General features: G+C 59.5%; 25 protein-coding genes and 2 pseudogenes. 16 read left to right on the plus strand and 11 right to left on the minus strand.

What is annotated here, in order from left to right:
• The first annotated feature begins 17 nt into the window (after positions 1-17).
• From QLG03_RS10775 to QLG03_RS10800, 6 genes are all read left to right on the plus strand, one after another.
• The gene (locus tag QLG03_RS10775; protein WP_023290726.1) at positions 18-821 is read left to right on the plus strand and encodes an ABC transporter substrate-binding protein; all 804 of its coding nucleotides are present in this window, start codon (positions 18-20) and stop codon (positions 819-821) included.
• Positions 822-851: 30 nt separating this feature from the next.
• Entirely contained in the window at positions 852-2372 is a 1521-nt protein-coding gene (locus tag QLG03_RS10780; protein WP_255988605.1) for an amino acid ABC transporter permease/ATP-binding protein, read from the plus strand.
• A complete protein-coding gene (locus QLG03_RS10785) occupies positions 2373-3101 on the plus strand; it encodes a class II aldolase/adducin family protein (RefSeq protein ID WP_032453783.1) in 729 nt (242 codons plus the stop codon).
• Between the two features lie 5 nt (positions 3102-3106).
• Positions 3107-4039, plus strand: coding sequence for a glyoxylate/hydroxypyruvate reductase A (locus tag QLG03_RS10790; RefSeq protein WP_255988607.1), 933 nt, complete (start codon positions 3107-3109; stop codon positions 4037-4039).
• Positions 4040-4099: 60 nt separating this feature from the next.
• Entirely contained in the window at positions 4100-4894 is a 795-nt protein-coding gene (locus tag QLG03_RS10795; protein ID WP_048335058.1) for an SDR family NAD(P)-dependent oxidoreductase, read from the plus strand.
• A 156-nt stretch (positions 4895-5050) separates the two neighbouring features.
• The gene (locus QLG03_RS10800) at positions 5051-5671 is read left to right on the plus strand and encodes a hypothetical protein (protein WP_023290731.1); all 621 of its coding nucleotides are present in this window, start codon (positions 5051-5053) and stop codon (positions 5669-5671) included.
• A 55-nt stretch (positions 5672-5726) separates the two neighbouring features.
• On the opposite strand, the pseudogene QLG03_RS10805 reads toward QLG03_RS10800, so the two are convergent.
• Positions 5727-6579: pseudogene (locus QLG03_RS10805) on the minus strand (transporter substrate-binding domain-containing protein).
• Positions 6580-7043: 464 nt separating this feature from the next.
• Here QLG03_RS10805 and QLG03_RS10810 point away from each other — a divergent pair.
• Complete coding sequence (locus tag QLG03_RS10810) at positions 7044-7595, plus strand: fimbrial protein (protein ID WP_048298079.1); 552 nt, start codon at positions 7044-7046, stop codon at positions 7593-7595.
• A gap of 36 nt (positions 7596-7631) precedes the next feature.
• Positions 7632-8321, plus strand: a complete 690-nt coding sequence (locus tag QLG03_RS10815; RefSeq protein ID WP_023290734.1) for a molecular chaperone — start codon at positions 7632-7634, stop codon at positions 8319-8321.
• Here the strand turns inward: QLG03_RS10815 and QLG03_RS10820 are convergent.
• The 5 genes from QLG03_RS10820 to QLG03_RS10840 form a co-directional block, all read right to left on the minus strand.
• Positions 8318-9412 (minus strand): fimbrial protein, encoded by a 1095-nt coding sequence (locus QLG03_RS10820; RefSeq protein WP_048298080.1) that lies wholly within the window; start codon positions 9410-9412, stop codon positions 8318-8320. The two genes, QLG03_RS10815 and QLG03_RS10820, sit on opposite strands and share 4 nt — an antisense overlap.
• A gap of 7 nt (positions 9413-9419) precedes the next feature.
• Positions 9420-11981 carry a fimbria/pilus outer membrane usher protein gene (locus tag QLG03_RS10825; RefSeq protein WP_282473637.1) on the minus strand — a complete coding sequence of 854 codons (2562 nt, stop codon included), beginning with the start codon at positions 11979-11981 and terminating at the stop codon, positions 9420-9422.
• A gap of 36 nt (positions 11982-12017) precedes the next feature.
• Positions 12018-12680, minus strand: a complete 663-nt coding sequence (locus tag QLG03_RS10830; protein WP_023290737.1) for a molecular chaperone — start codon at positions 12678-12680, stop codon at positions 12018-12020.
• A gap of 194 nt (positions 12681-12874) precedes the next feature.
• Positions 12875-13456, minus strand: a complete 582-nt coding sequence (locus tag QLG03_RS10835) for a fimbrial protein (RefSeq protein ID WP_023290738.1) — start codon at positions 13454-13456, stop codon at positions 12875-12877.
• A 698-nt stretch (positions 13457-14154) separates the two neighbouring features.
• Positions 14155-15675: an aldehyde dehydrogenase family protein gene (locus tag QLG03_RS10840; protein WP_032453792.1), complete on the minus strand. Its 1521-nt coding sequence runs from the start codon at positions 15673-15675 to the stop codon at positions 14155-14157.
• Positions 15676-15938: 263 nt separating this feature from the next.
• Here QLG03_RS10840 and QLG03_RS10845 point away from each other — a divergent pair, with 263 nt between their 5' ends.
• Positions 15939-17726 (plus strand): sigma-54-dependent Fis family transcriptional regulator, encoded by a 1788-nt coding sequence (locus QLG03_RS10845; protein WP_023290740.1) that lies wholly within the window; start codon positions 15939-15941, stop codon positions 17724-17726.
• 32 nt (positions 17727-17758) lie between these two features.
• Here QLG03_RS10845 and QLG03_RS10850 read toward each other — a convergent pair whose 3' ends face one another.
• Positions 17759-18655: a LysR family transcriptional regulator gene (locus tag QLG03_RS10850; protein ID WP_255988611.1), complete on the minus strand. Its 897-nt coding sequence runs from the start codon at positions 18653-18655 to the stop codon at positions 17759-17761.
• 103 nt (positions 18656-18758) lie between these two features.
• Between QLG03_RS10850 and QLG03_RS10855 the strand changes: the two genes are divergently transcribed.
• The 3 genes and pseudogenes from QLG03_RS10855 to QLG03_RS10865 all read left to right on the plus strand — a co-directional run bounded on the left by QLG03_RS10855 (position 18759) and on the right by QLG03_RS10865 (position 20294).
• Positions 18759-19364: an NAD(P)H-dependent oxidoreductase gene (locus QLG03_RS10855; RefSeq protein WP_048298082.1), complete on the plus strand. Its 606-nt coding sequence runs from the start codon at positions 18759-18761 to the stop codon at positions 19362-19364.
• Positions 19365-19440: 76 nt separating this feature from the next.
• Complete coding sequence (locus QLG03_RS10860; protein WP_002914277.1) at positions 19441-19740, plus strand: metalloregulator ArsR/SmtB family transcription factor; 300 nt, start codon at positions 19441-19443, stop codon at positions 19738-19740.
• A 7-nt stretch (positions 19741-19747) separates the two neighbouring features.
• A pseudogene (locus QLG03_RS10865) lies at positions 19748-20294 on the plus strand (rhodanese family protein).
• On the opposite strand, the gene lpxO reads toward QLG03_RS10865, so the two are convergent.
• On the minus strand, positions 20275-21177 hold the full coding sequence (gene lpxO, locus QLG03_RS10870; RefSeq protein WP_065812313.1) for a lipid A hydroxylase LpxO: 903 nt from the start codon (positions 21175-21177) through the stop codon (positions 20275-20277). The pseudogene QLG03_RS10865 and the gene lpxO sit on opposite strands and share 20 nt — an antisense overlap.
• A gap of 204 nt (positions 21178-21381) precedes the next feature.
• On the opposite strand from lpxO, the gene QLG03_RS10875 reads away from it, so the two are divergent.
• Complete coding sequence (locus QLG03_RS10875; protein ID WP_023290745.1) at positions 21382-21561, plus strand: hypothetical protein; 180 nt, start codon at positions 21382-21384, stop codon at positions 21559-21561.
• A gap of 75 nt (positions 21562-21636) precedes the next feature.
• Here the strand turns inward: QLG03_RS10875 and stpA are convergent, their stop codons facing one another.
• Entirely contained in the window at positions 21637-22038 is a 402-nt protein-coding gene (gene stpA, locus QLG03_RS10880; RefSeq protein ID WP_023290746.1) for a DNA-binding protein StpA, read from the minus strand.
• 728 nt (positions 22039-22766) lie between these two features.
• On the opposite strand from stpA, the gene alaE reads away from it, so the two are divergent.
• A complete protein-coding gene (gene alaE / locus QLG03_RS10885) occupies positions 22767-23216 on the plus strand; it encodes an L-alanine exporter AlaE (protein WP_004205719.1) in 450 nt (149 codons plus the stop codon).
• Positions 23217-23294: 78 nt separating this feature from the next.
• Here the strand turns inward: alaE and QLG03_RS10890 are convergent, their stop codons facing one another.
• Complete coding sequence (locus QLG03_RS10890) at positions 23295-23657, minus strand: DUF2002 family protein (protein WP_134895588.1); 363 nt, start codon at positions 23655-23657, stop codon at positions 23295-23297.
• A 149-nt stretch (positions 23658-23806) separates the two neighbouring features.
• On the opposite strand from QLG03_RS10890, the gene QLG03_RS10895 reads away from it, so the two are divergent.
• A complete protein-coding gene (locus QLG03_RS10895; RefSeq protein ID WP_032432206.1) occupies positions 23807-24154 on the plus strand; it encodes a DUF883 family protein in 348 nt (115 codons plus the stop codon).
• 119 nt (positions 24155-24273) lie between these two features.
• Here QLG03_RS10895 and QLG03_RS10900 read toward each other — a convergent pair whose 3' ends face one another.
• The gene (locus tag QLG03_RS10900; protein ID WP_085551723.1) at positions 24274-25650 is read right to left on the minus strand and encodes a PLP-dependent aminotransferase family protein; all 1377 of its coding nucleotides are present in this window, start codon (positions 25648-25650) and stop codon (positions 24274-24276) included.
• A gap of 88 nt (positions 25651-25738) precedes the next feature.
• Between QLG03_RS10900 and QLG03_RS10905 the strand changes: the two genes are divergently transcribed.
• Entirely contained in the window at positions 25739-26170 is a 432-nt protein-coding gene (locus QLG03_RS10905; protein ID WP_023290749.1) for a carboxymuconolactone decarboxylase family protein, read from the plus strand.
• Positions 26171-26219 lie beyond the last annotated feature (49 nt).

A 26219-nucleotide genomic window follows, 5' to 3' on the forward strand; every position in this document is an offset into this window, starting at 1 on the left:
ACCCGTGAGGATCCATGATGACTAGCACCCTGAAAAAAATCTCGCGCCGCGTCGCGCTTACCCTCGCCGTCAGCGCCTGTTTCTCCTCTGTCACCCAGGCGGCGGAACTGCTGACCGAGGGCGTCTTTAAGGTGGGGATGGAGGTCACCTACCCGCCGTTTGAGTCCTATGACAGCAATAACAATATCGTCGGTCTCGACCCGGAGTTCGCGACGCTGATTGCCGAGCATCTGCAGGCCAAACCGCAGCTGATCGACACCAAGTTCACCAGCCTGATCCTCGGCATCGGCAAGAAATATGATGCGGTGATCTCCGGGATGTACGTGACGCCGGAGCGCCAGAAGCAGGCCGACGCCATCCCTTACGCCCTTTCCGGCGCGTCGATCATCGCCCTCAAGGGCGGCGCGGCGCAGCCGAAAACCGAAGATGAGCTGTGCGGCGTGAAGGTCGGCCTGCAGGCAGGCACCACCTGGGTGACCAGCCTGAAAAAACACTCCGATGAGTGGTGCCTGAAAAACGGCAAACCGGCCATCACTATTCAGGAGTTCCCGACGGCGCCGGAAGCCTCCCAGGCGCTGCTGTCGAAGAACATCGACGCCCAGCTTGAGATAGCCCCGGCGGCGCAGATTATCGTCGATAAGAGCCGCGGTCGCCTGGGGATAAGCTCAACGCGCCTCGTCTACCCGCTGCCGTTGGGGATCTATGTCGCCAAAGGCAACACCGAGCTGGCGGAGGCGATCAAGGCCACCCTCGCCACGCTCAAAGCCAACGGCAAATATGCCGCGCTGATCAAAAAATACAACTTAGAAAGCATCGATTAAGACAATAAGCACTGCGCAACAGGAGTCAGTATGGCGTTCGATTGGGGATACTTTTTTTCATTATTTAGCATTGGGGCATTCTGGCAGGCGTGCGTGACGGTTATCGTAATCAGCACCTTGTCCTGGGGGATCGGCCTGGTGGTAGGTTTTCTGCTAGCCTGCGCGAAGCTCTCGGCGCCGCGCTGGATCAAGATCCCCGTCGAACTCTATATCTGGTTTTTCCGCAGCGTGCCGCTGATGGTGCTGCTGGTGTTTGTCTACAACCTGCCGCAGCTGTTTCCGCTGACCCAGCCGCTGCTCGGGGTGCCCTTTATCGCCGGGCTGGTGTCGATGACCGTCACCGAAGCGGCCTATATGGCGGAGATCCACCGCGGCGGGCTGTTGTCGGTGGCCAAAGGGCAAAGCGAGGCGGGCCATGCGCTGAGCTTCAGCTTTATCGGCATCCAGCGGCTGATTGTAATTCCTCAGGCGTTTCGCATCTCGTTGCCGACGCTGATCAATGAATACATCACCATCATTAAGCTGAGCTCGATTTTATCGGTGGTCTCCTTACCCGAGCTGCTGCTCACCGGCCAGCGCTTGTATGCGCAAAATTTCCTCGTGATGGAGACGCTGCTGGCGGTGGCGGTGTACTACGTCATGGTGGTTACCGTCTTCACCTGGCTGTTCCGGGCGCTGGAGAATAGCCTCGATATTCAGCGCAAGCGTCCGCAAACGCTCAGCGAGGCGGAATGCCAGGCGCTGCGCCAGAGCCTGCCGGCGATGACGGAAGCGATCAACACCCCGGCCGTCAACGGCGCGCCGCCGGCGCTGGATCTGCGGGGCATCCGCAAATCCTGGGGCCAGCATGAGGTGCTGAAAGGCATCGACCTGCAGGTAGATAACGGGGAGGTGATCAGCATCATCGGCCCGTCCGGCTCCGGCAAAACAACCCTGATCCGCACCATCAACGCCCTCGAAAGCATTGATGGCGGGGAGATCATTCTCTACGGCGAGGACTATCTGAAAGGCGGAGCCATCGTCGATAAGCGCAAGATGCGCGCCGGGGTGCGGCGCATCGGCATGGTCTTCCAGAGCTTCAACCTGTTCCCCCACCGCACGGTGCTCGACAACGTGATGCTGGCCCCGCGCTACCACCAGCTGCTGGATCAGCCGGTCGCCCGCGAGCAGGCCCTGGCGCTGCTCGACCGCGTCGGACTGCTGGCCCATGCCCACAAGTACCCCGGACAGCTCTCCGGCGGCCAGCAGCAGCGCGTGGCGATCGCCCGGGCGCTGGCGCTGAAGCCGGACATCATGCTGTTTGACGAACCGACCTCGGCGCTGGATCCCGAGCTGGTGGGCGAGGTGCTGAAGGTTATTCAGTCGCTGGCCCGCGAAGGTATGACCATGCTGATTGTCACCCACGAGATGGACTTCGCCCTGTCGATTTCCGACCGCGTGGTGCTGATGGAGAACGGCGTGGTGCAGGCCGACATCGCCCCGCAGGTGATCCGCAGCCCGCTGGAGGCCCCTTCTCTGCAACGAATCCGTGAATTTATGGGAGTGCACTAAATGGCAACTGAGCAACACCTGCGCCAGCAGCTGGCCGCCGCCTACCGTCTGGCGGCGCTGTTCGGCTGGGAGGATACCCTCTACACCCACTTCTCCGTGCGCCTGCCCGGCGACGGCGAGCCGCGCTTTTTAATTAATCCCTTCGGCATGATGTTTGATGAGGTCACCGCCAGCAATCTGATCGTGGTGGATATGCAGGGCAAGGTCGTAGAGGGCGAGGCGCCGGCTAACTCGGCGGGCTTCACCATCCATAGCGCGGTGCATATGGCCCGGGAAGACGCCCACTGCGTGATCCACACTCACACCCTGCCGGGGATGGCGGTGGCCGCCTGCGAGGACGGCCTGCTGCAGCTCAACCAAATCAGCACCGAGTTTTACCAGCGCGTCGGCTACCACCCCTATGAAGGGGTGGCCTTTGACCTCGACGAACGGGCGCGCATTCAGCGCTCGCTGGGGAATAATATCGCCATGATCCTGCAGAGCCACGGCCTGCTGTCGGTGGGCCGTACCGTGGCTGACGCCTTTTACATCATGTTCTACCTCAATCGTGCCTGCGAGATCCAGATGGCCGCCGCCCAGCTGGCGGCCCTCAGCCCGATCCACACCATCGCCCCGCACCTCAGCCAGCACGCCTGCGAGCAGCTGATGGGCGTGGAGCATGAACGTCAACAGGTCTGGCAGGCGTGGTTGCGCCGTCTTGACCGTCTCGATACTTCTTACAAAGACTAACGCCTATGTCCGATATCACTATCGTGGTGGATTGTAACGACGCGGATTTCGCCCGCGATATCTGCGCCGCCCTGCAGCAGTTTCCCGACGTCACCGCGCTCCTGCCCCATCACCAGGCGGCGCGCGACGCGCAGTACGCCAGCTGCTGGTTCCCTAGCCCGCAGCTGTTGACCCGCTCGCCAGGGCTGAAGCTGATCCAGGCCGCGTCCGCCGGGGTCGATCATCTGCCGCCCGCGCTGTTCGCCAGCGATATCCCGCTGTGCCGGGTGATCGATGAGGACTTTCGTCACGGCATGTTCGAATATGCCCTGTGGGGCGTGCTGTGGTTCCAGCGTTATTTTGACCGGGCGCTGGCCCACCAGCGGACCCAAACCTGGAAGCTCTATCCCCAGCGCGCCGCCGCCGACTTCCATATCGGCATTATGGGACTCGGCGAAATTGGCGGCTATATCGCCGACCAGCTGGCCCGCCTTGGCTATCGGGTCTCCGGCTGGTCGCGCAGTGAGAAGCAGCTGGCTGGCGTCACCTGCTACCGCGGCGAGGAGGCGCTCGACAGCTTCCTCGGGTCGCTTGACGGGCTGATTAACCTCCTGCCGCTCACCGCGCAGACCCGGGGTATTCTCGCCGCGCCGCTCTTCAGCCAGCTTCCCGCCGGGGCGGTGTTAATCAACTGCGGGCGTGGAGAGCATATGGTCAATGAGGATGTGCTGGCGGCGCTGGAGAGCGGCCAGCTCGCCGGAGCGGTGCTCGACGTCTTCCCGCAGGAGCCATTGCCGGCGGACGATCCGCTATGGCGCCATCCGCAGGTGGTGATCACCCCGCATATGGCCTCTGCGGCCCCCGCCGAGGTGATCGCCCGCCAGCTGCTGGAGAACATTCAGCGCCAGCGTCGCGGGCTGCCGCTCAAAAACCTGGTCAATAAGCACGCCGGTTACTGATCCCCACCGATACCGCCGCTGCTACGCTTAATGGGAGATCCACAACCAGAAGGCAGGAACATGAAGATTGATTTATCGGGGAAAGTCGCGCTGGTCACCGCCTCCACGGCGGGTATTGGCTTTGCTATCGCCAAAGGCCTGGCGGAGAGCGGCGCAGAGATCATCCTTAACGGGCGCAGCGAGCAGAGTGTGAACGCCGCGATCGCCCGCTTGCAAAATGAGGTGCCGGGGGCGAAAGCGCGCCCCGCCGTCGCCGACCTCAGCGGCGCCGACGGCGCGGCACAGCTGCTGCAGGCCGTGACCGGCGTCGATATTCTGGTCAATAACGCCGGGATCTACGGCCCGCAGGATTTTTACGCCACCGATGACGCGACCTGGGAAAACTACTGGCAGACCAACGTCATGTCCGGCGTGCGCCTGTCGCGGGGGCTGCTGCCGGCGATGGTCAGTAAAGGCTGGGGGCGGGTGGTGTTTATCTCCTCGGAATCGGCGCGCAATATCCCGGCGGACATGATCCACTATGGCGTCACCAAGACCGCCCAGCTGTCGCTGGCCCGCGGCCTGGCGAAATATGTCGCCGGCAGCGGAGTGACCGTTAACAGCGTTCTGCCGGGGCCGACGATTTCCGACGGCTTTGCCGAAATGCTGAAAGACGAAGTGGCGAAAACCGGCCAGTCGCTGGAGGAACTGGCGAAAGCGTTTGTCATGACCCATCGTCCGAGTTCGGTGATCCAGCGGGCGGCCTCGGTGGAAGAGGTCGCCAATATGGTGGTTTACGTCTGCTCGCCGCAGGCGTCGGCCACCTCCGGCGCCGCGCTGCGCGTTGACGGCGGCGTGGTGGATGATATTCTCTGACGTCCTCTCATTCAGGGGAGTCCCCCTCCCCTGTCGTCTTTCCCGGCGCTAAAAAGCGCAAAACGTTAAAAAACCGCCGCAAAGTCGCACAAAGTGAACAGGAACATGTATTCCCAAAACTTATGATATTTGTTTTAAATATAAGTTGTGGTGTTAATGTCTCTGTTACGAAGCTTGCTTTTCTTTCTCGGCGCGGCGGTCGCGGCCGCCATCGCGGTACTCTGCCTGTGGGTGGATATTCGGGTATTTGGCAACGATATCCCGGAGGTGTCGCTCACCGAAGTGGTTCAGGAGAGCGTGCTGGCCGTCATCGTGCTGGTTCATCTTCTGCTGGCGCGCAAATATGCCCACCTGCGCTATAGCAATATCCTCATCGGCGGCTTCTTCCTCGCCATGCTGATCCGCGAACTGGATGGCCTGTTTGATTTACTCTCCCATGGCAGCTGGGTGTGGTTTGCCCTGCTGGCTACCGCAGGGTCCCTGCTGATGCCGCTGCGCCATTTGCGCCAGACCCTGTCGCAGCTGGCGGATTATACCCGCACCCCGTATTACGGGATGATGATCAGCGGCCTGCTGGCGATTCTGGTCTTCTCGCGGCTGTTCGGTATGCACGGCCTGTGGTACGCCGTGCTGGATGAGAACTACGCTCGGGTGGTGAAAAATACGGTGGAGGAAGGCAGCGAGTCGTTTGGCTATATGCTGTGCCTGACCGCCACCCTCGGCTACGCCTGCTACTTCCGCGACCTGGCGCGACAGACGCTGTCGCCGCAGCGCTGACCGCGGCCGACAACCACCGCCGGACGCGCCCGTCGGCGGTGGGGCGCCTCAGCGCTTAACCGCGAATTTTCCACTTCCGTTTGAGAACCTCTTTATCCTGGCTATCCAGCCACTGGTTCACTTTCTCCAGCAGCTCCGGATTATCTTTACTCATCATATACACCTTGTCGCTGGCGGTGCCGGCGAACGGCGTCTCGTTGGCGACGCAGAACACGCCGGGCTCTTTGCTCTGGTAATAGTCGCCTTCGATCAGATCGGTCACCATCATATCGGCCGTTTTCTGCCGCAGCGCCTCCAGGTTATCGACGTTGTTCTTCACGCGAATGATCTGCGCCTGCTTAATATGCTCATCGACAAAGCTCTGGTTGGTGCCGCCAGGGTTGACGACCACCTTCACCTCCGGACGGTCTATCTTCGCCAGCGATCCAAGTCGGGGGGCGGCCTGACAGTTGGCTAAGGCGATTTTACCGTTCGCCACCACCGGGTGGCTGAGGGCGAACTCCTTCGCCCGCGCCGGGGTCTGCGTCACGCCGCCCATCGCAATATCAAACTTGTCCGCCTGCAGATCGGCGGCGAGCGCCGGCCAGCTGGTGTAGACGAAGCTCACCTTCAGCCCCAGCGTGCGCCCGAGATCGCGGGCCATGTCCACGTCATAGCCCTGCAGCTCGCCGGCGGCATTGCGAAACGCCAGCGGGGCGTAGTCGCCCGGCACGCCGACCTTCAGTTCACCGCTGCGCTCGATGGTTTGCATATCGCGCGCCTGGGCGCCGCAGGTCATTATCGCCAGCGTCAGCGCCAGCCCCACCGTCAGTTTCATCTCGCCATCCTTTTTGTTATCGGGTTTTCGCGCCGGGGTGGCCGGCCGCTTCTCAGTCAACACCATCCGCAGCGCGTAACAGGGAATTCATCCTATTTTTAAACATCGGGACATACAACCCGACGATCGGGTTGCCGATCGCAAATCTGAAAACGAAACAGGGCTATCGCCCGGTGAATGATTTCTCATCCGCCGGGCGTAGCTTTACGCCAGCGATCGTATTTTCCAGACTGAAACCGTGCCGAATTAAGCACAAAAAACAGCAGCAAGAGAGAAGCAACCAATTGAATAAATTAATAATTTATTTAAATGCACGATATTTCGCGTTCAGACACCGATAACTACCGTCTTATTTACTCCAGCATTCCTCCACAGTACTATCCCGGAAAACGCAGGTAATAAATAACAAGCATATATTAATTCCAGGCGACAATATATTTGCCAAATAAATGAATTAATAAAAAACATGCTCGATTAAAGTCATTTTGTGCCGTATCTGACCCGCAAAATAATGACCCTGGCGCCAGGTTTACCGGCACGACAGGAGGAATGAACATGAAAATAACCACCCTGGGTCTGGCGATGCTCTTCGTCGGACTGGCCGCCGGCCCGGTTTACGCGGCAGACGGCACGCTAAATTTCATCGGCAGGGTCGTGAACGGCGCCTGCAAACTCGAAGGGGCGGGCAATAACGGGGTCATCGACATCAGCATGGGCGATATTCCGCTGTCGAGACTGAAAAACAGCCAGTCGGGTACCGGGCCAGCGGTCGGCGTCGATATTCGCGTCAAAGATTGCGAGAAAGGCACCTACTACATTGTGGTGGATGGCCCCTCTCCCACCGCCATGCCTGAAAATCATGTGTTGGCCCTCAACGATAGCGGTAAGCCGGCCGGCAGCGTGGGTATTCTGCTCACCGACCGTACGGGGACGCCGCTCGGCCTCGATGCACACCTCGATCCGCAGCACGATCCCCGCATCGAGATCCCGGTGGACGGCGGCTCCGGCACCTTCAGTCTGAAAGCCTTCTATTACACCTGGGATAAAGCCCACGTACTCCCCGGCGACGGCAACGCAACGGCCCGGTTTACCATTATGCAGGAATAGCTTCCCGGTCAGGGATGAGACGTAAAGGGAGCGAAGATGAAAATACAGCTGGCTGTGCTGTTGAGCGCCATGACCTTTCAGGCCTGCGCCGGGATCACCATCGATGCCACGCGGGTGGTCTACTCAGGAAAAGACAAAGCCGCCACCCTGAACATTCATAACCGCAGCCGCACACCCTATAAAGTGCAGATCTGGCTGGACGCCGGGCTCAACAGATCGCGCGTCGGCCTGCCGATGGTGGCGACCCCGCCGCTGGTCTATTTATCCCCCCAGCAAACCGCCCAGCTGCGCTTTATCTATCTCGGCGGCGGGCTCCCCGCCGATCGGGAAAGCCTGTACTGGGTCAATATTCAGGAGAATCCGCCGCCGTCAGACGGTAACCATACGCTGCAGTTTATCGTCCGCACCCGCCTGAAGCTCTTTTATCGTCCTCCCGCCATCGCCACCACCCTCGCCAGAGAGGTGCGAAAGCTGCAGTGGCAGCAGAGCGGCAATAACCTGCGCTTAACTAACTCAGGCCCACTGCATATCACCCTGGTCAACGGGGCGCTGATCGATAATAAAGGCCACATTTCGCCGATGAGAAACGTGATGCTCCGGCCGTACAGCAGCTATACCGTGTCAACGACCGACAGCGCTCGCCTGTACAAGCTGAACTATATCGACGATGACGGCGCGGTGGTGGCGATCCCCCTTCAGGCGGCCTATGCTCCGGCCCCACGCTAGTTATACTCGAGGGCGAAGGTCACCATGCTGTCGGCTGTGCCCGCCGTCACCGTGGCGTCAGTTTGCACATACTGGGCGTTAAAATTGATGGCCTCAGCCGTGCCGGCGTTACTGCCGGTTACCCTTTTCAGGATCGGCAAGTTGCTGGCCTCATTGATTTTAACGCTGGCGCCATCGGACACTGCCGCGCCGGGGTTATTGCCGTAGGTCAGCTTCACGCCGACGCCGCTGGCGCTGTTGCTGGCCTTGCTAAGCGCCAGGGTATCACTCTCCACGCTGACGCCGAAAAAGCCGATGCGCACATCGGTCGGCGACGGACAGAACACCGGGATCGAAAAGCGCTTCGCCTGGCCGCCGGTGCTCCCTTTACCGTGAAACTCCGCCCGGTTTACCGTGCCCAGACTGACCTGGATCGTTGAGGTCGCCACCTGGCAGCTGCCGCTGCTGCCAATGTCCACGTTCAGGGCGGCGATATCAATGCTGACCGGCGCGCTGGCGACAAAGCCGGCGTTTCCGTTGGCCTGCTGTTCAATGGTCACCTCTCCTACCTGCGGCAGCGGCGACGAGTTGGTATGCGTCCCGTCCGCCAGCTGTACCGTACCGGTCTTATAGAAGGTTACCGCGATCCTGACCGTCGTCTGCTGCTGCGTCATGAGCGCCGGGAGCATCGTGCTGTCGCAGACCACCACCGACTCGCCGCCAGCGGAGTGGCTGCCGTCGATAGCGCGCATCGGGCCGCCGGCGCACTGGAAGCTAAGCGAGTAGCCGATGCCGTCGATGGCGCTGGGGTAGACGTGCTGTCCGTTAATCACCACCGGCGAGCCGCCGGTTTTCAGCTGTTTGTAGACAATGCGTTTGGCGCTCGCCGTCGGCAGCTGCAGGTCGCAGGAAAAGGGGATCCCGCTGCCGTTATCCGCCATCGCGCTGGTCATCTGAGTATTGACCGGCAGCGTGGGCAAATACTTGATATTGGGAATATTGACGGTGGTCTGGCCGATATTCGCGCGGCAGTTTTCAGCCCGCGCGCCGGGAAGATAGCCGCTCAGCGCCAGCAAAAAGAGAAAAGGAAGTAGACGAAAAACAGATTTCATAGCCGCCTCAGCGTGACTGGCACAGCCCGGAGACGGTTTTCACCGTATTCAGACTCTGCTGTGGGTTATCCGCAAGATGAAAATGCATCGTGCAACTCTGCGACTGGTTATTGACGACCCAGCTCACCGCCAGGGTTCCCTCCTGCGGCACGCCGCTGAGGTACACCTGACCGCCGTCGGCTACCATGCCGCCCGGCGCATTGCCGCTCTCCTCCGTCCCGACCAACCGTGCGCTGGCGCCAAAGGGTAACGGCCCCTGCGCGTTGCGCAGGGTAAATAGCACCCGGTTGCCTATGCGGGTCCGGTAGTTGGCCATCACCACCGCGCCGCCGCCGGGGATCACCGTCTGACCCTGCTGGTCGACGTCGGTATCATCCGCCATCGACTCCGTGTCGAGGGTAATGACATTTTTCCGGTAGGTGGTCAGAGACGGCACCACGGCATAACCGCGCCAGTCGGTGTGCACATTGTTGCCGTTTTGCACCGCCACGCCGGCAGCCCCCGGCGCGCGGACGATGGCGAAGCTCTCGCCCACCGTCTGACCGAAGGTCACGCCGTGCGGATGCGCGACCACCGAGCCGGCGCCTCCCCAGGTCAGCTGATTACTGGCGGCGTCATGGCGATAGCCGAGCTGCGCGTTGCCGAAGCCGCCGTGGTAGTCCAGGGCGACGCTGCTGTTGGTGCCCCGCCCCTGGTTGCCGTAGCCCTGCTGAACCGAGTAGAACAGATTCGGCCGCGTCGGCACCGCGCCATACAGCGACACCTGCTGCGAGGTATAGCCATTGCTGTCCGAGGTGGTGTTGTAGCTCACCGCGCTGTCGGACAGCGGACCGCCCAGCGGAATATTGATATTGAAAGACCAGGAGCGGTCATTTTTTTGCTGGCCGCTGGCGCGGGTGTAGTAATAGCCCACGCCCCAGGAGATCCCTTTCCAGGCGCTGTAGAATCCAAGATGCACCGTCTCATCCCGACTCTGCCGGTGCCAGTATTCCTGCGACCAGGCGGAAACCGCCAGACTGCCCAGACCGCCGAGGCTTTGTGACACCGACACTTCCTCCCGGCGGCGCCGGTTATCCACCTGCCCCTGCGCGCTTTCGAGGGCGCTGGCTTCGGCAAAATCGTAATAGCCGCTGGAGGAGTAGCGATAGCTGGCGAGGCTGAACGTGGTGCCCGAGCTGACGAAATCTTTCTGATACTGAGCGCGCAGCGAATGGCCCGCATAGCGCTTGCCCGACGGCGTACGGGTGACGGCCTGGGTGACGTCGCCTCCCAGCGAACCGAACTCGCCAAAGCCGCGGCCCAGGCCCAGCGCCCACGACTGATAGTCCTGGGCCAGCTGCGTGCCGCCGTAGAGGGTAAATCCCGCCGACAGACCATAGAACAGGGTGCCCTGCAGGAATTCCGGCGAGCGCACCGAATCCGCCCCGGAGTGGTAGCGACCAGCGCTGAGGCTGAATTTGCCGCGCCCTTCGCGCAGCATATACGGCACGGCGGAATAGGGCTGGGTAAAGGTGCGCACCGAACCATTGCTCTCGGTCACCTTCACCTCCAGATCGCCGCTCTGCGAGGTGGGATAAAGATCGCTGATGGCGAACGCCCCCGGCGACACGAAGGTTTCGTAGATCACATACCCGTGCTGGGAGACGGTCACTTTGGCATTGCTGTGCGCCACGCCGCGGATGGTAGGGGCAAAGCCGCGCTGGCTGTCCGGGAGCATCTCATCGTCAGACATCAGCTGGACGCCGCGAAACGGGATGCTGTCAAACACATCGCCGGTGGTGTAAGTATCGCCGATCCGCAGCAGACTCTTCAGCGAGCGGACGTCGCGCTGCAGCCAGGTGCTCTGTGAATCCCAGTGCCGGCGCTGCTGGTCGTACTGCATTGAGGAGATATTGCGCAGCCGCCAGGCGCCCAGGTTCACGCCGCTGCGTAAATTGAGATAGTTTGAGCGGCTGCTCTCCCCTTCATCGGCATTCTTTATCTGCGCGCCGGAAAAATAGTAATCGACAAACGCGGCCGGCACGCCATCGTCCCAGCGCGAGGGATCGACATAGCCGCGGCTTTGCACGTTCATCGCCGCCTGGGGAATGCTCAGCGTCAGGCGCTGGTTAGCGAAGGTGAAGCGGCTGCTGGCGTCGGGAATAAACTTCTCGATCCGGGTGAAGGTCTCACCTTCGTGCAGCGTTTGAAAAGCCGGAAACGCGCTGACGTTGACCCCATAATCCGCCAGCTGCCCGGGCGTCAGCACCGGCTGCAGCTGCCCGCCATCGTCAATAAAGGTGATATTGGCCTGGCCCAGCTCCTGGTCGTTAACCACCACGGTGACAGGGTAAGTCCCCGGCTGCTGCCCGCCGGGTTTGGCGAAGTAGTGCAGATCGGAGGTTTGCTGCTGCGGGTCGGCAAACTCCAGCGCCGCCGGATCAAAATAGTCGTCGGCCAGCGCCCGGCTCAGCGGGCTGAGACAGCACATCATCGTCGGCAGCGTCGCCAGCGCCAGCGCCAGCGCCCGTCCGGCGGTGACGGGCAACGCGGCATACTCCCGCACCCTGGCTGTTGTTATTCTTTTCATGCTGGCGCCGTCCGGTAAGCTCATCACAAAGGGGAATTACTGCTGGGCGTAATCGCTGACGCCGCCGTAGTCGTTAATCGCCCGCCATTTGACGGTGCCGTGCCCGCTCACCGGCCACGTTTTCTCGCCAAAGGGGGCCACCATGCCAGGCTCGTCGATTGCCTGCCCGCCCACCTCGACGGCGTAAAAAGAGACAAAATAGGGAGTGGGGTTTGCCACCGTCAGATGACCGCCGGACTGGCTAAACTTCAGCTGCTGCCAGGCTTTAGCCGGGTCGCCCGCCAGGCCGTTGGGGCGATAAAAGATTTTGAATTTCGACTTAATATTGACCTGCAGCTTGTTCACCTCGCCCTTGGGCGTCGGGGCGATACTTTTGACGTTCAGCCAGTAGACCGATTCACGGTCGCTGGGCAGCGAGGCGCCAATAAAGTTAATGCGCAGGACGTTATTTTGCTCCGGATCGAGACGGAATAAGGGCGGCGTAACAATAAAGGGCACCTTGGCCTTATCGTTTTCCGCGTAATTTTCCACCCACGACTGCACCAGATAGGGCGTATGGGTATCGGCATTAGTGACTGAAATAGCGGCTTCACGCTTCCCTTCCTGATAAATCACACGGGTTCCACCCATGACAATACCGGCCTGCGCTGCCGTGGAGCACAGCAGAAAGGCCGCAACGGCAATTATTTTCTTCATCATGACTTACCATCAGGTAAAGGTTGAACAAACAGTAAAATAAAGCAGGGAATATCAGAGCCAGTACCCGTCGGGATAATTAGCAAAAACAACTATACCGTCACGAATATATTTCGTGACTTTATGACAATTATCACTTTAGCTATCTGCAATTAATCAGGACGCAGTGGACTGACTCTGAATAGCGCGCAATATGATTAGTTATAAATCATATTGAAATTAGCCGTACCGTTGGCATCGCCTGCCGTCACCGCACCGGTGGAGATATAGTCGGCGAAAAACTCGAGGTCGGCAGTGCCGGTGCCGGCAGTCGCGCCCGCAACGACATTTTTGGCTTTAGACACTTTGCCGAGGCTGACCGCCGTAGACTTGTCATCTTCATACAGCTTGATCGCCACGCCAGCGGCGCCGCCGGTGGTCGCCAACAGCGTGTTATCGGACTGATCGCGCGCGCCGTCAAACAGCACCGCGACATTTGTCACGCTGGCAGGGCAATCTTTTACTTTGATATGGAAAGGAGTTTTGGTGGTTTCAAAACCTGTGCTGGTAAAATAGGTGCTGGCCCATTTGCCCAGATCCACCGTCTGGCTGGTGGATGCGCTGTCGATATTGCAGGAGCTGTCGGTGATTGATCCATTGAAGATAACCTGTCCGCCGGTACCCTGGGTACCCGCGTTGGAGCCTGGGTTAACGTTAATGGTTGGCGTAGTAACAGAAATTGCAGCGCCAGAAACCAGCGCTCCCATGAGAATTGCCATAATACGAAGTTGCGTTTTCATTATTTATCTCATCGTTAACGAATATATTTTCCCGTCATCGACAATAGCCCCATGGCTATCGCGAAACGGCTCGTCCGTTCCTCCCTGTAAATGTTCATTGCGTTCCTTCCGCAGGATAATCGGCACACGTCCTTTAACTCCGCTTTATTTCGCCGAAAGGTGGCCATGAATAACAAGCAGAAGAAAAGAGTTATTTTGATGTGCGAAATAAATATATTACCCGATGTAAAAAAAGGCAACCTAATGAAATGTTACATACAGGTTAATGACTATAATCGGCATAAAGTTATTTTTTGAAATGGCATTTCAATGTTAATTTACATATCTATACAAAAGAAAATTAAATACCTCTCAACAACAATACGTCCATTTTATTAACAAATTTAAAGGTAATTGCTCAAAAAAACGTCTTGTTTTATTGTGCTCAAACCCGGTGCCACTAAAAAATTAGGAATTTTCCTGGTATTAATCTTCATCATTTCTACACAAATTAAGGCAAAGCGCTCCTGAGCTGCGCTGTAATTTCTTGTTCTGGAAGAATTTTTATTTTCAAATGAAAGCCATTACTTCATTAACCCAAATGTATTGCCGTTATCCGCCACCGTAACCACTCCCTTTCACAGGGTTATTTTGACGCAAAAAAAATCCGCAACCCGAACGGATTGCGGACTGAGGATCAATCAGTAATGAGATGGGCTTTAGAACAGGCCCAGCGGCGCGGTGCCGTAGCTCACCAGCAGGTTTTTGGTTTGCTGATAGGCATCCAGCGCCATCTTATGCGTTTCCCGCCCGACGCCGGACTGTTTATAGCCGCCGAACGCCGCATGTGCCGGGTAGACATGATAACAGTTGGTCCATACGCGACCGGCCTGAATACCGCGCCCCATGCGATAGGCGAGATTGGTATCGCGCGTCCACACCCCAGCGCCGAGGCCAAACTGGGTCTCATTGGCGATAGCCAGCGCTTCCGCTTCGTCCTTAAAGGTGGTCACCCCGATCACCGGCCCAAAGATCTCCTCCTGGAAGGAGCGCATATCGTTGCGACCTTTAATCAGCGTGGGCTGAATATAAAAACCATTATCCAGCGCCGGCGCGATCGCCGCCCGCTCGCCGCCGGTGAGGATTTGTCCGCCCTCTTCCCGGGCAATCTGAATATAGGAGAGGATCTTGTCGAACTGCTGGCGGGAAGCCTGGGCGCCGATCATGGTGTCGGTATCTAACGGATCGCCGCGACGGATCTGCGCCACCTTCTCCATGACCCGCGCCATAAAGGGCTCATAGATGGATTCATGGATCAGCGCCCGCGACGGGCAAGTACAGACCTCACCCTGGTTGAAGAAACCGAGCACCAGCCCCTCCACCGCCTTCTCAATAAACTCCTCTTCACCCTCCATCACGTCGGCGAAGTAAATATTGGGCGATTTGCCCCCCAGCTCGACGGTGCAGGGGATAATATTCTCCGCCGCGCAGGCGAGAATATGTCGCCCGACCGGCGTGGAGCCGGTAAACGCCAGCTTGGCGATACGCTTGCTGGTGGCCAGCGCCTCGCCCGCCTCTTTGCCGAAGCCCTGCACCACGTTCAGCACCCCCGCCGGGAACAGATCGCCGATCAGCTCCAGCAGCAGGGTAATACTCAGCGGCGTCTGTTCCGCCGGCTTGAGCACCACGCAGTTCCCCGCCGCCAGGGCCGGGGCCAGCTTCCACGCGGCCATCAGCAGCGGGAAGTTCCATGGGATAATCTGACCGACCACCCCCAGCGGTTCATGGAAATGGTAGGCCACCGTGGTTTCGTCAATTTCGGCAGTGCTTCCCTCCTGGGCGCGCAGGCAGCCGGCGAAGTAGCGAAAGTGATCCACCGCCAGCGGCAGGTCGGCATTCAGCGTTTCGCGGATCGGTTTGCCGTTGTCCCAGCTCTCCGCCACCGCCAGATATTCCAGATGCTGTTCAATACGGTCGGCGACCTGCAGCAGCAGCCTGGAGCGCTGTTGCACTGAGGTTTTGCCCCACGCCGGCGCCGCACGGTGGGCGGCGTCGAGGGCGAAGTCAATGTCTCTGGCGTCCGACCGGGGAAACTGCGCAATGTTGCTGCCGTCTACCGGGGAGGTATTCATAAAGAATTCACCGCTCAGCGGCTCGACAAATTTACCGTCAATAAAGTTGCCGTAAGCGGATTTCAATGAAACCAGGGCGCCGGGCTGGCCAGGGTGTGCATAACGCATCGCAAATCTCCTTCTGTAGGGTTGAGACGCAGCGGCATATTGATTTTTTAAACTTGCCGCCGAACGCTTCTCACTTTGCAGGGGTTATGCCAGTTTTTCATTTTCTCTAAATAGGTTTATTTATTAACAGGTTGCATTTACTAACTGGGCAGATGGTCAGCCACTGTCGCACGGGTTTCCACTTATGTGTTGCAAATCGCAACACCAAATAAACCAAATAGCTACAATATTGCAACACAGCAACATCGACCCAGAGGTGCCCTGTGCCAGGCAATCCCTTTCTTCTCGCCCCAGAGGTTAACGCCAATCCCCTGCTGAGCGATTCATGGTCTCGCTGCCAGCGCTACGGCCTGGATCCCGCCACCGAGGATTTTCCCCGCCTCGACGCCGGCGAGCTGGCGGACCGGCTCGCCAGCCACCGCAGCCTGCAGCAGCTGGCGCAGCCGGTGGTGGAAGCCCTGTCGCGCCAGGTGGCGGACCTGCAGTCGGTGGTGATCCTCTCCGACCCCGGCGGTCTGGTGCTCCATACCGTCGGCGATACCCAGGCGATGCAGAAGGCTCAGCGCGTCGCGCTGGCGCCGGGCAATCTGTGGAGCGAAAGCGGACGCGGGACCAACGCCATCGGCACCGCGCTGGCGATTGACGACGGCTGCGAAATCGATGGGCGTCAGCACTTTCTCACCCGCAACCAGAATTTGTACTGCGCGGCGATGCCGCTCCAGCGGCCGGACGGAAGCATCGCCGGCGTGCTGGATATCTCCGGCCCGGCGGATTTTCCCCACCAGCACACCTTTGGCTGGGTGAAAGCGGCGGCAAAGCAGATTGAGTATCTGTGGGTGAAGCAGAGCCTGCATCCTGAGCAGTGGCTGATGAGCCTCCACCGGCAGGTGGACAAACTCGACAGCGTGGAGGAACTGCTGTTGGTCTTTTCCGACAACGTCCTTACCGCCGGCAACCGGCTGGCGATGCGCGAGTTCGGCCTGAGCGCGGCGCAGTTTGGCCAGCTCACCTTTGCGTCGCTTTTTCCGACGCTGACGCAAACGGCGGTCAGCGTTCCCCTGCCCCTGACCACCCCGCAGGGCCGCTATCACTATCGCCTGCGCGAGCCCACCCGCCGCCGGGTGGCGGTGAGCGCCCCGCCGGCCATGCAGCTCCCCTTCACCAGCCCGCGGGAAGGCGAAAAGCTGCTCCGGCTGCTTAACGCCGGCATCGCGCTCTGTATTGAGGGGGAAACCGGCAGCGGCAAAGAGTATGTCAGCCGCACACTGCACCAGCACAGCCGCTGGCGCAGCGGTAAATTCGTCGCCATTAACTGCGCCGCCATCCCGGAATCGCTGATCGAGTCCGAACTTTTCGGCTACCAGCCAGGGGCGTTTACCGGCGCCAGCAAAAACGGCTATATCGGCAAAATCCGCGAGGCCGAGGGCGGGGTGCTGTTTCTTGATGAGATCGGCGATATGCCGCTGGCGCTGCAGACCCGCCTTCTGCGAGTACTGCAGGAGAAAGAGGTCGCCCCGCTCGGCGCCAGCCGCAGCGTGCCGGTGAACTTCGCCCTGATCTGCGCCACGCACCGCAACCTGACCCAGCGGGTCAGCGCCGGCGAATTCCGCGAAGATCTGCTGTGGCGCCTGCGGGAGTACGCCCTGGCGCTGCCTCCGCTACGCGAGTGGCCGGCGCTGGAAACCTTTATCGCCACCCTGTGGCGCGACCTGGGCGGCGCTTCGCGCCGGGTGACGCTGTCCACCGCGCTGCTGACCCACCTCAGCCAGCTGCCGTGGCCAGGAAACGTGCGCCAGCTGCAGAGCGTCCTGAAGGTGATGCTGGCTCTGGCCGATGAGGGCGACACGCTGACGCCCGATGCGCTGCCGGACGCATACCGCGCTGCGCCTGCGCCGCTGCCGCGCGGGGGATTGCAGGCCCATGACGAGCAGTTGATTGTCGATACCCTCGCCAGGGTCAACGGCAACGTCAGCCGGGCGGCGCAGATGCTGGGCATCGCCCGCAGCACGCTATACCGCCGCGCCGCCCGTGCCGGACGGCCACGCCGCTGAGGCGATGGCCTAAAGCGCGCCGGCCGCGGACGCTACGCCAGACCCAGCCCCGCCCGCAGGGCATCGATCGTCACCCGCGTTTTTTGCGGCAGCCACGGCCCTTCCGGCCACACCGCGTGGATGGCGAAACGCACACGGTCGCTGGACGCCAGAACCTGCTGCATCGTCCCTTCGGCGAGCGCCTGCGCCACCAGCCAGTCCGGCAGCCAGGCGATGCCCATTCCCTGCTGCGCCGCCGCGGCGATGGCGGCAAAGTCATCCTGCGCCAGCCACGCCTCCGGGGTGAAGCGCACTTCGCCCTGCTGCGGGTCGTAAAGTTGCCATTTTTGCAGCTGACCGTTATGCAGATAGCCGAGGGTGCGGTGCTCGCTCAGCCCGGCGATGGTCCCCGGCGTCGGCTGGCGACGCAGGTACTCCGCCGCCGCGCACAGCACCATGCCATGCTCCCCCAGCGCCCGCGCCCGTAGCGACCCGGTGTCGGCCAGGCTCCCGATACGCACCGCGAGATCAAACCCCTCTTCCAGCAGATTGACCTGCCGGTCGCTGTAGTGGAGCTCGAGCTTCAGCAATGGATAGCGCTGGCTCAGGCGGAACAGCAGCGGCGCCACGCAGCGCTGGCCAAACAGCACCGGCAGCGAAATCCGCAGCCGTCCCTGCACCTCGCCTTTGCCGCGCTGCAGCGCTTCTTCGGCCTCGCGAATGCGTCCCAGCGCCTCCCGACACTGGTGATAAAATTGCTCTCCCTCTTCCGTCAGCAGTTGCCTGCGGGTGGTGCGCTGGAATAACGCCACGCCGAGACGCGCTTCCAGCCGGGCAATGGTTTTTCCCACCGCCGATCGCGTCACGTGGAGGATCGTCGCCGCGCTGGCAAAGTTACCGCTCTCGACCACAGTGACAAACACTGGGATCGCGTTCAGATCGTCGCGCACAGATTGGTTCCTTACGGGATACAATAGAGGAAAATAATGTCACTCCAGAGAGAAAAAAGACAGTGTTAGTCTCTGCTTCTATCCTTCACTTGAGGCACTCATCATGGCTAACGTTCTGGTATTAAAGTCCAGTATTAATGGCGAAACTTCCCTGACCAATCAGCTGATTAACGAATTTCTCGCGGCGCGCCAGGCGGCGGGCCGCCACGATCGGATCCGCGAACACGATCTCAGCGCTATGGCGCTGCCGACGCTGGATGGCGCGCTGTTTGCCGCCCTGCGCGGGGCGGCGGATCCGCGGCCGGCCATTCGCGCGGCGGTAGCGCTCTCCGACCAGTTTATCGCCGAGTTAAAAGCCAGCGACCTGCTGGTGATCGGCGCCCCGATGTATAACCTCAACGTCCCGACCGATCTGAAGAAATGGTTCGACCTCGTGGCGCGGGCGCGGGAAACCTTTCGCTACACCGACAGCTGGCCGCAGGGGCTGGTCGAGGGCGTCCGGGCGGTGGTCGTCAGCAGCCGCGGCGGTGTTCACCAGGGAGAAACCACCGACGCCGTCACCCCCTATCTGCGCGCGGTGCTGGGGCTGATGGGGATCCATGAGGTGGAATTTATCTATGCCGAAGGGCTGGATAACCGCCCGCACGGTCGCGACGCCGGGATCGCCAGCGCCCGGGCGCAGATAGCCGATCTCGCCGTTCCGGCCTGAGTCGCGGGGAAAAAGGGGCTGGCGCTGGCGGCTTTTTTATTTTAGAGTTATCTAAATTTAGAAAAAGCTAAAATACATGACCACACCCGAAGACCTGCAGGCCCGCGCCGGCGAAGCCGCCGCGCTGATGAAAGCGATGAGTAATCCTCACCGCTTGCTGATCCTGTGCATGCTATGCGACGCGCCGCGGGCCAGCGCCGGTGAACTGGCCCGCGCTACCGGCCTGAGCCCTTCCGCCACCTCGCAGCACCTCGCGCGGATGCGTGACGAGGGGCTGATCGACAGCGAACGCGACGCTCAGCGCATCCACTATTTCATCACCCATCCTGCGGTACAGCAGGTGATCAACACGCTGAAAACGCTCTATTGCCCGTGAGGATCCTATGACCATCGCCACCTTAACCCCTGCCGAAGCCCGGGTGCAGATTGCCCAGGGCGCCAGACTGATAGATATCCGCGATGCGGATGAATACGCGCGCGAACATATTCCCGATGCCGAGCTGGTGCCGCTCGCCACCCTGAACGGCGGCGCGACCCTAAACGCCCGGGCCGGCGAGCGCGTGATCTTCCACTGCCAGGCCGGCTCCCGGACGCAGAACAACGCTATTCGTCTGGCCGCCGCCGCCGCGCCGGCGCAGGTCAGCCTGCTGGCGGGCGGGATTCAGGCATGGAAAGCCGCGGGGCTCCCGGTTGAGGAAGATAAATCGCAACCGCTGCCGCTGATGCGCCAGGTGCAAATCGCCGCTGGCGCTCTGATCTTACTGGGGGTGCTGCTGGGCTATACCGTGAACGGCGGCTTTTTCCTGCTCAGCGGCGCGGTCGGCGCCGGGCTCACTTTCGCCGGGATAACCGGCTTTTGCGGCATGGCGCGCCTGCTGGCGATCATGCCGTGGAACCGGCGCCAGGGGAGTTAAAACGCACTCCAGATAAGCCAGGCAATGCCGCCGAAAAGCAGCCATTTGACGACGTAATAGACCGTCTTATTCCATTTTTTCAGCCGCTTGCCGACAATGCGGATCTGGTAGATATAGCGAAACGCCCGGTTAATTCCGCCAGTGCGATCGCTGGCGTCGTTGGGCGCCGAGGCGGCGCTCATCAGATAGCGCCCCAGCCAGTGGTTGACCTTCTGCGCCCAGCGGTAGCGCATCGGCCGTTCAATATCACAGAACAGAATCAGCCGATTCTCACCGCTGGTATTTTCCGCATAGTGGATATAGGTCTCGTCAAACAGCACACCTTCCCCGTCGCGCCAGCTGTAGCGCTGACCATCCACCTCGATAAAGCAGCGGTCATCGTTCGGCGTCGCCAGGCCAAGATGAAAGCGCAGGGAACCGGCGTAGGGGTCGCGATGGCGCGGCAGACGGCTGCCGTCCGGCAGGGTGGCGAACATGGCCGCTTTCACCGACGGAATATCCCGCAGCAGCGCGGTAGTTTGTGGGCAAAGCTGGCTGGCGGAGGGATGGGCATCCTCATACCATTTCAGATAAAAGCGTTTCCAGCCGGTTTTAAAAAATGAGTTAAATCCGGCATCGTTATATTTATCGGCCGCTTTAATCTGCTCCAGCTGCTGGAGGCGGATGCCTTCCTCGCGAATAACCAGCCAGTTTTGTTGCAATATCGCCAGCTCGGGAAACATCTCCGGGCGCAGATAAGGCGTATTCGGCACGCGGGAAAATAAATACATAAATCCATTCAACGGCGCGGTAAATGTGGAATGGTCGGAGAGCTGTCGCCAGAAACGATAGCGCACCCGTCCGCGGTAATGGACATACAGCACAGCAATAACAATGATCAACAGAATGATATACTTCATGGTGTCTTTCCTGACCTGATTGATGGTAACCCTACCCTCGCCGTCCCCCTTGTCAGCAGCGGTATGGCGCCAGCAAAACATTAACAACATTAATACATATACCTCCAAATTGTTTTAACAAAAAAGAGCACACCCGGTGTTCAGTGCGCGGGCGTTGAGCTATGGTTTAGGTTCATCCGTGGTATTAACAGTGAGGAGTGAATGATGTTTTCTGTCGGCGATCTGGTACAACCGCGTGCGGGCGGGCCAAAACTGAAAGTGGTCGAAGTGCAGGGCGAGGATCTGGTGGTGGTTCAGGCCGCGCAGGAGCAGGGAGAACGCTATACGCTGAAGTCAGACGAGGTGACGTCCTATCAGGAAGAGGGGGACTTCGGCGTCTGCTGAAGCCCCTCGCTGCAGATCATAAGGCCAGGCCGGGCGGTGGGTCTTTCCGCCGTCGCGGCGCTGGCCGCATCGGTTTTAAATTAAAAAGCTGTCCAGCGATTTCCCCTCGGCGACCGCCTGGGCAATCGGCTTCGGCATTCTTCCCTGGCCGGTCCAGGTTTTCTCGGCGCCGGTATGATCGGTATAACGATATTTCGCCGGGCGCGGTTTCCGCTTTTTACCACCCGCCATCGGCGGCTGAATATCGGCCACCAGCTCGTCAGGAGAAATACCGTCGGCGCGCATCAGCTCAAGCCAGGTATTCACTTTTTCCTGATATTCCGCCTGCTGCTGCGCCGCCAGCTGCTGTTGCGTACGTATTTCTTCAGTGACGATCCTGAGCTTTTCCAGCATCTCTTCAAGCACGTCAATGGAGAATTCACGGGACAGCGCGCGCAGTGAACGGATATTATTCAGTTTGTGTAACATTGAAGACATAAAATTAAAAAATTCCAAATAGCAAATTAAAAGACACAACGCGGCAAGTGTAATAGAAACGTTTATTTATTTCCAGCCTTCGGTTATCCAGATAAATATATTATGCAGAGAGTAAACCTTTTCCACCTACTTTATATCGGGAAATCCTCGCTTCTTTTTCGCCAGCGCAGGCCAATAAGACCCTGAATAAATAAAAGCGGCGGATGGTGAGATAGGAAAATATATCAAGAAGGCGATATTACCTTTATGGTCAGCGGGTTATCCTCTTATCGTCGGTGAATGCGCAGGTCCTCGCCGCGCGGCCAAATGAATAGTTACTCAGTCATTCGGAATAAAACACCACATATCGCTTTAGAATTTTTCACCACAAAAACCGGCATAATGACATAAAAACATCTAAACATGACCCTCATTACAGGCTAACGCGATTTTGCGCCACAGCGGGCGGTCGGATGCCGACCCCCTGGTCAGATATCATGGCGCAAAACAACACAACCATTTGAAATTAAAAGAATTTAATAAAACCAGCAATAAAAGTAGCGTAACGGGCAAAAAACCGACCTTCGCAGAGTATTTTATCGACAAAAAGGCAATAAATAAAAATTTATAGCTAGTTGCCACTTTTAATGCAGAGATATACTCTACGCACATCAAAACAGGCAGCCCAAAAACGCTATACCAACGCGCATTTTTCGGCGTTATTGACTTCATTTTCGAGGAGCACTCCGATGTTCTCTGCGCACTCCCGCTTGCGGCATGCGGTTGCAGACACCTTTGCGATGGTGGTTTACTGCACCGTCGTCAACATGATGATCGAAATTTTTCTCTCTGGTATGACGTTTGAGCAGTCGTTATCGTCGCGCCTGGTGGCGATCCCGGTCAACATTATTATTGCTGTCCCTTACGGGATTTATCGCGACTTCGCGATGCGTCAGGCCCGGCGCATCACTCCGGCCGGCTGGATGAAAAATATGGCCGACGTGCTGGCCTACGTGACCTTTCAGTCGCCGGTTTATGTCGCCATTCTGTGGAGCGTGGGTGCGGACTGGCACCAGATTGTCGCTGCGGTGAGCTCGAACCTGGCGGTTTCAATGATGATGGGCGCCGCTTACGGCTACTTCCTCGACTATTGCCGCCGCCTGTTCCGCGTGGCGCCCTACCAGCAGGCGAAAGCCTGACCGACACGTTAACAGCGACTGGCTCTGCCAGTCGCTTCCTCCCTCCAGCCAGCTTCGCCCGGGTCTTTATCCAGCGAATTAATTCGTCGACATGGCCGGCTGGGCTTCGCCAAACAGTCCATCAAGAAAACGCTCAAGCGCCATGCGTGAGCTAAAGCCGTGCGGAATACCATAATGCTGCTGCGCATCCCCGGCTAAATACAGCGGAAACTGTTCATAATGGTCGCAGGTTTTGATATCTGAAGCCGGTTCAGCCAGCATATTGCTGCGCTCTTTTAACGCTGGATGAATAACTAACGCTGTTCGCCCCATGCGCGCTTCGCGGTTCACATAAACATAATTATCGCCGCGGCGATAGCCGTACGCTTTTTGCGTCACAACATCCATGGTGAAGCCGGCTTTTTCAAGAACACGCGCCACCTCATCGGGTCTTAAATACATACTGATTCCTCGTTATCTTTTACCGCACATTGACCTTACCTTATTCATTAAGGGCAGTGCTTTCGGAATATTCCAGAAACCACAGCAGTAAGCATAATTCAAAATCTTGTCCTACACTTACTCACTCGATGGAATTAAGGGAGATAACGATGGCTAACCATGTGAACCGCAACAATTTTGACGAGAACGCCGAAGATATTCATAACGATGTCAGCCAATTAGCGGACACGCTGGAAGAGGTGCTGAAATCTTGGGGCAGTGACGCGAAAGAGGAAGCGGAAGCGGCGCGTGCCAAAGCGCAGTCGCTGTTAAAAGAGACCCGCGCCCGCCTTAATGGCCACAACCGGGTGCAGCAGGCGGCGCTGGATGCGCGCCAGGCAGCGTGCGATGCGCTGGGCTGCGCCGACACCTACGTGCGCAATAAACCGTGGCACAGCGTGGGCGCCGCCGCCGCCGTCGGGGTATTTATTGGCGTATTGCTCAATTTACGTCGATAATAGCTATAGCGTTTGCTGCCGCCGCGCGATAAGCGCGCGGAAGCCCGCCTGCTTCACGGAAAGCAATGAAGATAACAAATACGCGTCAGCCCCTGCGCGCCTCTGGCCGCAGGGGTTTTTTATACGCCAGCGGGCGTGACGCCGCCGACGCCGATCGCCTCCCTCAGCCGCCGGGCCAGCGCGCCAGCCATTGCCGGCGAGCGAATATTGGTAAAACTCATCAGTAATCCCCCCTCGCCGGTATGGCGCATCCGCCAGTCGCTCAACGCCTGTACCGCCAGCCCGTCCGCCACCGCCCGTTGGGCCAGCAGGCGATCGTCGCCGTTGACGGGCATGACCAGCTGAATCCCCCCTTGCTGCGGCGTGACCTGAAAGCCCTGCGCCTGCAGAGCCGACTCCAGCCACTCCCTGCGCTGGCTGTAGCTGGCGCGCATTTTTTTCAGATGACGCCAGAAATGGCCCTGCTGGATAAAATCCGCCAGCGTCTGCTGCCACAGGGTGGGAACGGTGCAGGGCTGGCGCTCCACGGTCTGGTGAAAGCGCGCCGCCAGCGCGGTCGGCACCACCAGCCAGGCGGTGCGCAGCGCCGGAAACATCGACTTACTGAAGGTGCCCGCGTAGATGACCCGCTGTGGCGCATCAAGGCTTTTCAGCGGCGGCAGCGGTTTGCCGCGATAGCGAAACTCGCTATCGTAATCATCCTCAATTATCCAGGCGTCACGCTCCGCGGCCCATGCCAACAGCTGGCGACGCCGGGGCAGCGAGAGCGCCACTCCCAGCGGACTCTGATGCGCCGGGGTGAGCAGGGCAAACCGCGCCTGCGGGTGATGGCGCTGGCCCCAGGCGATATCCATCCCTTCGTCGTCCACCGGGATCGCATCCACCACCAGCTGCCCGGCCTCGACCACCGGGCGGATAAAGGGATATCCCGGATCCTCCATCCACATATGCTGCCCCGGCTGCGCCAGGGTACGCAGGATCAGGTTCATGGCGGTGGCATAGTTGCCGGCGATCAGGACCTGCTCCGGCTGGCAGTCGATACTGCGCGACAGGCGCAGATAGTCGACGATCGCCTGACGCAGAAGCGGGTCGCCGCCGGGATCGCCGGGCGCCAGATCGAACCGCGACTGCGTCCGCAGCCGGCGCCCCATCACCCGCGCCCACAGCCCGCGCGGAAAGAGATCCAGCGCCGGGAGCCCCATCTGAAACGGCAACGGCTCCGCCGGCGCGGCAGGCTGCGCTGGCGGCACAGGCGCCAGCTGGCGCGGACTGAGCCGCTCGCTGACAAAGGTTCCCGCCTGCCCGCGTCGCTCGAGCCAGCCCTGGGCGACCAGTTCGCCCCAGGCGTTTTCGATGGTCGCCCGGGAGACGCCCTGCTCCTGGGCAAACACCCGGCTGGCGGGCAGACGGCTGCCCGGAGCCAGTTCGCCACGTTCAATGGCGGATTTCAGCTGGCGGGCGATGCGTTGATAGAGAGGGAGGTGGCTGGCTTCCATTATGGTCTGCTTTTTTCATCACAATATGGCTATCTTTTGCAGTCCATTATAGTGCTATTTTGGCTGCCGTCTTAGAGAGGAGAACACCATGAGCCAATTACGTCAGCCATTCAGTGAACTGAGCCCGGAAGTCTATAAAGGGCTGGTGCAGGCCAGCCTCGCGCTGGAGAAAAGCGAGCTGGGCAGCGCCCTGGTGGAGCTGGTCTATTTACGCGTGTCGCAGATCAACGGCTGCGCCTTCTGCCTTGAGAAGCACAGCCAGGCGCTGCGCAAAGGCGGCATGGCGCAGAGCAAGCTGGATGCCCTGGCCGGCTGGCGGGTGAGCGACCATTTTACCCCTGGCGAACGCGCGGCGCTTGCCTGGGCCGAGTCGGTCACCGACATCGCCGCCAGCCATGCGGAAGATGAGGTTTACCTGCCGCTGCGCGAACATTTTACCCCACGTCAGATAAGCGATCTCACCTTCGCCATCAGCCTGATGAACGCCTTTAACCGCCTCGCCGTCGCCATGCGTCTGTAGTTTCGCGCAGCCTTCCCTCTCCTCCGCCTGGCCACCCCGGCGGGGGAAC

It is taken from the genome of Klebsiella sp. V115_8 (assembly GCF_029967715.1).
Lineage (GTDB): Bacteria > Pseudomonadota > Gammaproteobacteria > Enterobacterales > Enterobacteriaceae > Klebsiella > Klebsiella quasipneumoniae.